We start from the raw sequence: 10,500 nt of genomic DNA on the forward strand, positions 1-10,500 counted from the left end.
CAACAAGGAGTAAAGACGATGTTTATGAAACCCATTCTGAGCGCGGTCAGTGCGCTGGTGATCAGTGCCGGCTTCGGCTCTGCGGGTCAGATCACGATTGGAACCGCCCCCAACTTGCAGACATTGCCAATTGTTGTCGCAATGTCGGAAGGATACTTCGCAGATGAGGGCATCGAACTGGATTCCGTCAAGTTCACCTCTGGTCGCCGTGCGCTAGAAGCCCTGATCGGTGGTCAGTTGGATGTAGCTTTCATGGCGGAATATCCCGTGTCGATCGCGTCGTTGCGGGAACAGCCTTTCGGCACGTTCACGACACTCTCGCGCTACACAGCGAACCGTATGATTTCCAAAGGATCGATTGGCTTTGAGGACCCAAGTAGTCTCAACGGTAAGAAGATTGGTACCACCAAGGGTTCGAACACCGAATTTTTCACGGAAGCATTGATCGAGAAGTTCGGCGTCGATGCTGAGGTTATCAACGTCTCGCCTCCGGACATTGTTCCGGCGCTTGCGCGCGGTGACATTGACGCCGGTATCATGTTTCCGGACTTTTATCCGGCAGCTGAAAAGGCGCTTGGTGACGACTATCGTGAATTCCGCAGCGATGCCTATGTCGCTTGGTTTGTCTTGTCCGCGACGCCGGAAATGTTGAATGAAAGGCCTGACGAGCTGGCCGCTTTCGTGCGTGCTTTGATCAAGGCCGAGGAGTTCATTAAGAGCAACCCAGAAGGGGCGATGGAGGCGTTGGCAGTGGCCACCGAGGGTCTCCTATCAATGGAAACCATCAAGACGAAATTTGGCGAGGCGGAGTACGAGATCGGCTTGGACAATGGGCTTCTGGACATTCTCGAAGTGCAAGCGAAATGGGTTGTTGGCAAAGGTATGGTTGAGGCTGAACCTTCGCGCGATCTGATCAAGAGCTACCTGGCGACAGGTCCTCTTGAGGCCGTCGACGCATCCCGGATCACACTCGAATAATTGGCAAAGGGACGGACGGCCACCAGGCCGTCCGACATGATGATGGATTTTTGCACTCTGCTATCCGATGGAGCCACGTTGGCACCCGAGGTTCTTCTTACCCCGGACGGGGTCAAGCGCGACTGGGCCATTCGCTATGAAGGAAACCGCATCACAAGACTTGGGCCGTCGGAGGAGTTTCCCGAGACCGTCGCTTTGCCGGGACGCGCGATTGTTCCGGGATTTGTGGACGCACATACCCATGTGGGTCAGATTTTCGGCAAAGCTCTGATCGGCGGCGAGCCCGCGCAGATCTGGCGGCGGATCTGGCATCCGATGGAGCGTGATATGGACGAAGAACAGTCCTATCTTGCTGCTAAATGGGCGTTCTGGGAGGCGCTGCGCGGCGGGTTCTCAAAAGTTGTGAACTATGGCCTGAACGGGATCGAGAAAAACACGGGTGTCCATCGCGCAGCACTTGAGACTGGGATTAGGCTGGTTTCGGCCTGCGGGCTTGACGAATTTTCCGGTGAGATTGGTACCGGTCATGGAAACAAAAGCTGGTCCGAGATCGAGGATGTGATCCTTGCGCATATTGATCATTGCGCGGCGCATGAGATGATCGCGCCTTCGGTGTGCTGCAGTTCGTTCATGGGCAACACGCCAGAGACGCTGGCCAGACTGTCTGCTCTTTGTGCCGAAAAAGGTATCTTGCTGCAGATCCACTCCAACGAGCATTTCCCAGAGGTTCACGAAGCGATCCTGCGTCATGGCAAGCGTCCAACCGAGTTATTGCACGCACATGGTGTTCTTGGCTCCCATGTACTGTTGCATCACACCACGCTTGTGTCCGAACCCGAGATCGAAATGATTATCGAAACAGATACGGCCACTTCTTACAATCCGCTTGCAAGCGTTTGGAAGGGCAATGCTGTGGCCCCTGCGCTTCGATTTGCTCAACGCGGTGTGCGTTTTGGCATAGGGTCGGACACAACTTCGGCTGACGGATTCAAAAACCTGATGGCAGCGGAAGCGTGTCAACGGATTGAACACGCTTTGCCGGTTGCGGATTTCTCTTGCGGGGCAGCCTGGACATGGATTGATGCGGCGACGTCACAAGGGGCTGCAGCGACCGGCGGTGCAGGCGATCATGGCAAACTTGCCGAAGGTCAAGCAGCGGATTTCATGGTGCTCGACATGATGGCACCTGAATGCCTGCCTAGCCACGACTTTGAATGGGAACTTCTGCGCTACTACAACCGAGATCAGGTCGATGCGATGGTCATAAATGGAAGGCCTTGCATGTCTGGTGGCACGCCTGTCGGCTGGGAGACCGAGGACCTTCGCAGGGCCGGCATGGCGGCGGCGGTAAAGATCACAAGCGCCCCAGATATTGTAAGGTGCCACGGATCATCCGACCTGTACCGGCCGCGTGGTAACTGACCCGTGCCCCGCGCGCGTATCCATGTGATTCCAACGTCTTCGCCCGACGATGTTTCCGGTCTTCAGCGATTGATTGCGACAAAGAAGCTGGACCCGACCCGTTTGATTGCAATTCTTGGAAAGACCGAAGGAAATGGCTGTGTCAACGATTTCACAAGGGCCTTTGCGGTTTCGGAACTTAAGCGCGTTTTGGGTAGCGCGGCCGATGATGTGACTTTGGTTATGTCCGGTGGAACAGAGGGCGGACTTTCGCCACACTTGGTGACGTTCGAAGTACTCGACGACGCAGGTGCGGGGCCATCCATGGCGATCGGTGCTGCGATCACGCGCGATCTTTTGCCTCATGAGATCGGAACTTTTGCGCAAGTGGACAGCGTCGCTGAAACGGTCCGCGCGACACTAAAATCGGCGGGTATCGCGTCGGTGGATGATGTGCATTTCGTTCAGATCAAATGCCCACTTTTGACCAGTGATCGAATTGCGATGTCAGATCGACCCACGGCTACAACAGATACTCTGAAATCAATGGGGCTTTCGAGAGGCGCCTCTGCACTAGGTGTCGGCCTTGCGTTGGAAGAGATCGATGCGGACACAGCACGACTCGCCTTGCTCGAAAGTGACGTCAAGGTCTGGTCAGGCCGAGCCAGCACATCAGCCGGAGTGGAGCTCATGGGACATGAGATGTTGGTTCTTGGCATGAGCAAAGGTTGGTCGGGCCCTCTGATTGTGGAACATGCCGTGATGACCGACGCGATAGACACAGACGCCGTGCGTGCTGCCCTTGAAAGGCTTGAGATTGGTTCGCGCAGCGACTTGCTCGCGCTGTTTGCCAAAGCAGAGGCGTCCACAAATGGGCAAATCCGTGGGTCGCGCCATACGATGCTCAATGACAGTGATATCTCGTCAACACGGCATGCTCGGGCTATGGTGGGTGGTGCCCTCGGTGGGCTTGTCGGTCGCATGGACCTCTTTGTATCTGGCGGGGCGGAACATCAGGGTCCCGACGGCGGCGGCCCGGTCGCTCTGATCGCTGAAAGACGCGGTTGATTGGAGTGGTAAGCACATGAAAATTTCAAGTACTGTGAGTTGACTTAAGAAAAGAGGCTGCGCAAAGCAACAAAGCTGATTGTACCGCCACAAATCCGGGTCATGGATTAAGCCAAATTTGTTTCATGTCGCAGGTTCAGAAGGCGACACGATCCTTGGAATTGGGCAGGCGTGATCCTGTATCAGCGGTTTCTAGTGACGGTGCATGGATTCCTCCCGAGCAAAAAAATCATTTGTGTCTCGTCGGATACGCGTCTCGACGATATCGGTGCTATGCACGAATGCGACATCTGCCATTTCATCTGAAAGAGGCTGAACGGATCGGTCAAATGGGCGAGCTATGCCCACAAGTGAAGGGCTCATATGATTTAGACTGTCAGGTTCGGCCGGACCAGTCAGCCACCCATTCTGGCAGGCTAAAATACGTAATTCGGGTCACAACGATGTGCTGTCTAGAGCGGCATCGCGCGCAAAGCGTTGATCAGTTCTCGCATGAACCGGGCCGAGGCGACGGGAAGGGTCCGACCGCGCAACTGACCAAGGAGCAAGTTTCCCGGGGCGACGTCGCATATGGCCATGGGACGCGCCACGAGGTTGGGCTGCCGATCCATGTCGAGTCCAATGGGAAATTGAAAACTAATCATGTTTTCCCATTCGCCATAGTGGCGCATAAAGTCAAAGCTCTCAGATTGGATAAGTGGGTCCAGCTCAGTTGAGGTCAGCCGTCGCGCAGCGCTGTCGAGAAGGACGCGCACAGCGAATTTCTCTGACGGCGCAACATGCGGAAAACGAAGCGCATCGCGAAGGCGGATTTCCGATTGTTCGGCCAGCGGATGTTCGGTGGGCATGATGGCATAAATTGGCTGTGCCATGGCGTAAACAACCTCGAAGTCGACCATTGTCAGGGGCTCGAACACCAACGCTATATCACTCGCGAACTCCGACAATTCCCGTTCGGCGGCTACGCGGTCGCGTGCATTGACTGAGAAGGTAACTCCGGGATGCTCGCCACGATACCGTGCGATCTCGCGTGGCAGGAAGTAGGGCAGCAGGGCTTGCGAACAAGCGATTGATACATGACCGCGCCGAACACCGGAAAGGTCTGAAACCTGCGATTTCAGTCGCGCGAAATCAGATCGGTTCGCGCGGATGTGATGTAGCAGCAATTCGCCTGCCGGGTTGAGCCGTACGCCACGAGGCAAACGCTCGAAAATCTCGTAGCCAAATTCATCCTCGAACCGGTTGATCCGGCGGTTCAATGCCGAGGCCGTAATGTTCAGATCCTCGGACGCCTTGCGGATGGACCCTGCCCGGATCACTCCCTCAATAAATTCAAAATCTTTAAGATGGCGCATATTACTCCAGCCCGGTGCAACTTTTGCACCGGTTTCGTGGTTCAATAGCATTTTTTTCCCCACTCCTGTTGCTGAATTCGATCGACGGCGGCAAGAGGAAACAATGATGCCGCCAAGTATGATGGGAAATCAGGCGAGATTGCTGAATTCCCGCTCATTCTAACAGCCTTGCGCTGCATTTGTACGGGCAGAACGACACCAACAAAGACAATCGAAGAGGTCTTTGCTCACGTCGACTGTCGGCCTGATCCGGATAAACTCTCTGGGGTGTGTCCCTTGTCATCAAGAACAAGATTAATTTGGTGGGAAATCCCAGTTACGCGGCTTGTTTTTAGTTTCGCTTAGGTACTTGAGAAAGTTACCAAAAACCCTGTGTTCATCTGAAAAATTGTTTTATGAATCAATGAGAATTTGGTTTGTTGTGCGCGTTTCCAGTTAATTTGGTCTGTCAGTTTGGACGAGTGCAACGAAACGCATAGTCAACAATGGATTTGCCGGATTGATGTTGAACTCAAAAACCAATGTTAAAAAATCTGTAAGCTATTGTTAATCAATTTTTTTCGGATTTTCGGCCGTCAATTGTTCTACTTTTCTGTAAAAAGAATTCTGGTGTTGCTCGAGCTTAAACGTTCATAGGTATTTTGACGCTATCAGAGAGATAAACAACGTAAAGGTTGTCCGTGGTCCCTGCTCGAATCATCAATCAAATCAACGATAAGTGCACGGTAGGCTTGGCACTTGCTCTCGCGTCGAAAGACGACGGAGCCGTTATGGTTTTTCAGTGGTGCAACAAAGTCTTTACCAAGATCACCGGTTATGATGCAGACCAGGTCCTCGGTCAGCGTGCGACAATTCTAATTGGTCCTGATCTAGAGCAAGGCGTTCATCTTTACATCATGGAAAAACTGATGAACTGGGAGAACTGTTCAACCACGGCGCTCAACAATCGCAAAAACGGTGAAATCTATTTGCAGCGCATGGACTGGACACACTTGTCCGATCCGGAGACGGGAAACCACTGGTGGCTGTGCTCGATCATTGAACTGGAGGAAGCACGCGCCAAACCGGCTACGCGGCAGGACGATTTTGTCGCAGTAGCAGATCAGGATAGCTATACAAAAGCATTGGAAAAAGTTCATCGGTTGGAGAAAGAAAATACGCGCCTGCACGAATTGGCAAAATCCGTCGCCAAAGATGCGAATGAAGACGCCTTAACAGGCCTTTCAAATCGGCGGCACTTCGAAGTCGAGTTGAAGACGTGGATAGGAAATCTGAAGAAAACCGGAACAGAATTCGCGGTACTATACATTGACTTGGATCGGTTCAAATTCGTAAACGACACGCTTGGGCATGATGCGGGGGACCAACTGCTGGTTTCCGTTGCCCAAATGCTGCGGGAGCTAACCGATGAGAGTGATCTGGTTGCGCGTCTTGGTGGTGACGAATTTGTGATCTTGAAACCACTCAGTAACAGCGCTCTGAATGTGAGCAGCCTGGCAGACGAGATCGTGCAGCGGATGCAAGCGCCATTTTCCTTCGATGGCAAATCGACGGCTTGCAGCGTGAGCGTCGGCGTGGCCATTGCGAAAGCAAACATGGAAGTTCCAGAGCAGGTTGTAGCAGATTCAGACGCCGCCCTCTATCACGCGAAATCACAAGGAAGAGGACGGTGGTCATTTTTTACTGAAGCGATGCATTCGAATTCTATTGCGACAAAACAGCTTGCATCGGATCTCCTCCTTGCCTGTGAAAGACGTGAATTCATTCCGTATTTCCAGCCCTTGATTGATGCGCGGACAGGTCGGATTGCTTGCGCCGAAGCGTTGGTAAGGTGGCCTCACCCCACCAAGGGCATCCTCGCGCCCGGCGCCTTTCTCGACACTGCCGCACATCTGGGAATCCTCAAGAGGATCGATGAAATTGTGTTTGCCAGCCTGTCCAATGCCATGTCTGAATTTGATGACTCTGGCGTTCATCTACCCCGGATTGCAGTAAATGTTTCTGCTGCCAGACTGGCAGATCCAACTTTCATCCATGACATCAAGAGTTCCGGTATCAGTCCTGAAAGATTGACGGTCGAAATCCTGGAGTCGGTCTATCTGGATCGCATTGGCGACGTGGTTCGGTGGACCATCGACGAGCTTGACGAAATGGGCATCACAATTGCGCTTGATGACTTTGGTACCGGGCACGCATCGGTACGGGGGTTGTTGGAAATCAGGCCTTCAATTCTGAAGATTGATCGTCATTTCATACAGCCGATCGTATCGGAGGCCAATGCAAGGTCGTTGACTGCATCTATCATTGGTATCGGGAAGAGCCTTGGCATGCGCGTGGTAGCTGAAGGCGTGGAGTCGGAAGAGCACGCGCGGATCGTGAGTGAGATGGGTTGCGATTACTTGCAAGGTTACTTTTTCGGGCGACCCATGAGCAAAACCGACCTGCGCAACAGGCTTTTGGAAACGGGAGGCCAGTTTTGGTCGCCTGAACGACAAGACGGCCATGGTGAGATGGCGCGGGACGCAGGGTAACGGTTTCTTGGCGCAGAATACGGAAAGCGCCAGGACTAAGCGGCCTCAACAGTCAATAGAAAATCGCCCTCGTTTTGTTGGTAGTGCTATGCGGCGGCAGTCACAGCGAGTTCAACCGCGCGGGCGAGAGCTTCATCGGCCGAATACGTGGGCTGGACGGCAGAGCAGACTTGCCTGCAACCCGGTCCGACCTCATAGATACAAGAAACATATGCGCCATCAGCGATTGCAGAGGCGCATGGTATCCATCTTCCACCAGGCCCTTCCACAGCAACTCCGATGCATACATTCACCGAACCCGGGGGGGGAGGTACCATAAGAGAAGATACGTCAAGAAGTTCGTCGATGTTCATAAACACCCCTTTCGAATGCCAATATTCAGACCAGATCTGGCAATAATATGGCTGGGCTTACGTTGCCGCCATCGGGATGCCGCATTCTCAGAAAATGAGCAGACCGGCGTGAAGTTTGAGTTCAGGTCCGCCGAGGCGCACGAAGCCCAAAATCAAAATTTAATGTTTAAAAACAATGTTTTGTATGTTCTCTAGAGATCTGCGCGAATTTCGCCAAATTCTATGTATCTTCCTTATTTCGAATGTTTGGTCTGTTGCTCCAAACAACGTGCTTTTCATTGGTGGTCGGCCAAGCTGGACAGAACCTGTATCACAAACGCAAGAAAAATTGTCGAGCAACAGGAGCGCGCGACGTAGCACTTTAACCTGCAATCCTTCGAGGCAGTTCCGTCGCACGACATTCTTCGATATATGTCCCTGAAACTTGTTCAAGCAAACTAGGCGAATTTTCTGGATAAATTTATTCATACAACGGATCTGAACTTGGAGTATGTCGGGGTAGCCAAATTTTATCATACTTTACAATAGCTTGGAGCTGGCGAAACGGGCTGCGCTTTCATTTCTTCAGCGAAGTTGGCTAACAAATCTTTAACCAATTGATGAGAATGTAATTGCCTAAGCGTAATCGATTGGCCAGTTGGGTGGGCATGTTACCAAGTAATTTGTTTAAAATTGTATCCAGCCTGTCTGGAATTCTCGGCGATCTTGCCGACATGGGAATTCAGGTTGAAGTTGGCGATGACTTTGCCAAGTACCGCGCTTACCGGGGCCAGCAACTTGATCGTGGCCCCGTGTATCCAATGTTTGATGTCGCCAGTTCGTACATCGATCGCACAAACGGGTTTTGGATTTGTGGTTTCAATTCCAATGATGAGCTGATCCACACGCAGGCCGTACGTCTTCTCGACCTGTCGGATGTTTCGCTCGCAACCCACTTGAAAGACCACCGCCACAAGTACATCACTCCTGATACGACGCCCGATCCTGATGTTACGTTCTACTCGGGCCCAGAAGCGCTCCAGACAATCACAGGCAAGGTCTGCTATCAGGGCGATTTCTGGCTGCGTGCCAACGGTCTCGGCGGTCCGCGAAGTCAGGGCACAACCGCATTGCTCTCACGCATATTGTTTGAGCTGATGGTCGGCGCTTGGAATCCCTCTTTCGTCTTTGCTTTGGTACCTAAACGATTAGGTGCCAAGGGTGCTCATCTTCGTTATGGCTACACTCATTGTGAACCGGGCCGTTGGCTTGGCCCAGACCAACAGGTGACCGAAGAAGACTACCTGATCTGGATGGGAGCGAAAGACATGGCTAACATGCTTGCGCCTGGGCCAGAAAAGCCACGACGCGCATTGAGCCAATCTCAGGTCCACTGCCCCAAATCTTTTGCCGCAAAGAACCATCTAGACGCAAGTGCAAATGTCTGATTGGCGGGTTTGATCCATGACAACGCATATGCCGGATATCGGTAAAGCAACCTTAGCCGCCGATTCAGCGCGCAAAGCCATTATTGGGCCGGTCGCAGCAAGTGTTGCGTTTGTAATGGAGCTCACTCTTGTTCCGCTGCTATTGCCGGCTATCCAATTGCAGTTCGACCTTTCGATCAGCCAATTAGCTTGGGTATTCAACTCTTACGGCATCGCAGTTGCGATTGGAGTCATGCTTGGTGGGTGGTGCGGCGACGTTTTCAACACCAGGAAAGTCTTTGGGTATGGCGTTGCCCTCTTCGCTGCCGGATCGCTTGTTGTGGCCGCTGCAGAAAGTTTCGAGATGCTTATCTTTGGGCGAATATTGCAGGGCTTCGGCGGTGGTACCTTTTCACCTCTTGTGCCTCTTCTCCTGACGCGAGCTCTGCCGAAAAAACCGGGCAGGACACTCATCGTCTGGGGCAGTATTTCAGGCTATGTCGCCGCTTTTGCACCGCTCATATTTGGCAGCTTTCTGGGCCAGTATGGATGGAACATCGCGTTCATGTTTATTGCAGCCATCGCAATAATCGCATGGCTGACATTGATTGTCTCGCAAACCGATGATGTTCTTGCAATAAATTCGCCTCAGGCGAAGAACTTTGCGGAACTTTTCCGCGCTCGATATCTCTGGGCGACATATCTTTATGTGTTCTGCACTTACGGCGCCATCACCTACTACTTGTTTCGGCTTCCAGTCTGGTTGTCCGACAATAACGTCGAGGCGACAAGCGTAGGCATTGTTTTATCCACCATGTGGCTGACCTTCTCCTGTTTGAGCACTTTGTTGCGCAAGATGGTAGATAGCTCTCATCTTCGGGTGATTATTTTTGCGGCACCGCTCCTCATCGTCGCAGGTTTTTTGCTTTTGTTCTTCGACGATACCATCTTGCTTCTCATCGCCTCTTCGATGCTCGTCGGGTCGGGCCTTGCCTGCAGCAATGCACCGTCGACGCAAATGATTCTTAGGTTCGCGCCCAAGGGAATGAGTGCAGCGTCGACAAGCCTAGACATCACCTTCGCGCGCTTAGGCGGGATTGCGACTGTCGCCCTACTCTCGGAGACCGAGTTTGTTTATGCCGCATTTGCGATGGTTTTTTCTAGCCTGGTCGCAGCAGTCAGCGCGCTCATGGCAAACAAGGGGTTTGCTGAAAAAAGTTGACGCCCGGACGGGGGCAGCGCTTCGTTACTCTCAAACAAAATGGCCAAACTTCAGTCGGTTTTCGCTTGGTCTATTTAGGCTTCTGCAATTCCTGGGGAGTGATTGTCGAAAGTTCGAGAATTCGGCGCAGCGATCGAGCTCCAAACCCAAGGCCGTTTGCAGACTAGGTCCATAGGCAATTCTCGC

The 10,500-nt window shown here is 52.6% G+C and carries 8 protein-coding genes; 6 read left to right on the plus strand and 2 right to left on the minus strand.

The window, feature by feature from the left end:
* Nucleotides 1–18 precede the first annotated feature (18 nt).
* From AB8B75_RS00230 to AB8B75_RS00240, 3 genes are read left to right on the plus strand one after another with little or no spacing between them, the layout of a single operon-like run.
* Nucleotides 19–978, plus strand: a complete 960-nt coding sequence (locus AB8B75_RS00230; protein WP_405358894.1) for an ABC transporter substrate-binding protein — start codon at nt 19–21, stop codon at nt 976–978.
* A gap of 36 nt (nt 979–1,014) precedes the next feature.
* On the plus strand, nt 1,015–2,400 hold the full coding sequence (locus AB8B75_RS00235) for an amidohydrolase family protein (RefSeq protein ID WP_405358895.1): 1,386 nt from the start codon (nt 1,015–1,017) through the stop codon (nt 2,398–2,400).
* 3 nt (nt 2,401–2,403) lie between these two features.
* Complete coding sequence (locus AB8B75_RS00240) at nt 2,404–3,447, plus strand: ring-opening amidohydrolase (protein ID WP_405358897.1); 1,044 nt, start codon at nt 2,404–2,406, stop codon at nt 3,445–3,447.
* A 452-nt stretch (nt 3,448–3,899) separates the two neighbouring features.
* On the opposite strand, the gene AB8B75_RS00245 is transcribed toward AB8B75_RS00240, so the two are convergent.
* Complete coding sequence (locus AB8B75_RS00245; RefSeq protein WP_405358898.1) at nt 3,900–4,853, minus strand: LysR family transcriptional regulator; 954 nt, start codon at nt 4,851–4,853, stop codon at nt 3,900–3,902.
* Between the two features lie 680 nt (nt 4,854–5,533).
* Between AB8B75_RS00245 and AB8B75_RS00250 the strand changes: the two genes are divergently transcribed.
* Nucleotides 5,534–7,333, plus strand: coding sequence for a putative bifunctional diguanylate cyclase/phosphodiesterase (locus tag AB8B75_RS00250; protein WP_405358899.1), 1,800 nt, complete (start codon nt 5,534–5,536; stop codon nt 7,331–7,333).
* A 100-nt stretch (nt 7,334–7,433) separates the two neighbouring features.
* Here the strand turns inward: AB8B75_RS00250 and AB8B75_RS00255 are convergent, their stop codons facing one another.
* Nucleotides 7,434–7,622 carry a hypothetical protein gene (locus AB8B75_RS00255; protein WP_405358900.1) on the minus strand — a complete coding sequence of 63 codons (189 nt, stop codon included), beginning with the start codon at nt 7,620–7,622 and terminating at the stop codon, nt 7,434–7,436.
* A gap of 675 nt (nt 7,623–8,297) precedes the next feature.
* Here AB8B75_RS00255 and AB8B75_RS00260 point away from each other — a divergent pair.
* Together AB8B75_RS00260 and AB8B75_RS00265 are read left to right on the plus strand one after the other, a co-directional pair.
* Nucleotides 8,298–9,113, plus strand: coding sequence for a hypothetical protein (locus tag AB8B75_RS00260; protein WP_405358902.1), 816 nt, complete (start codon nt 8,298–8,300; stop codon nt 9,111–9,113).
* 16 nt (nt 9,114–9,129) lie between these two features.
* Nucleotides 9,130–10,314 carry an MFS transporter gene (locus tag AB8B75_RS00265; protein ID WP_405358903.1) on the plus strand — a complete coding sequence of 395 codons (1,185 nt, stop codon included), beginning with the start codon at nt 9,130–9,132 and terminating at the stop codon, nt 10,312–10,314.
* Nucleotides 10,315–10,500 lie beyond the last annotated feature (186 nt).

This window comes from Roseobacter sp., assembly GCF_045106495.1.
Lineage (GTDB): Bacteria > Pseudomonadota > Alphaproteobacteria > Rhodobacterales > Rhodobacteraceae > Roseobacter.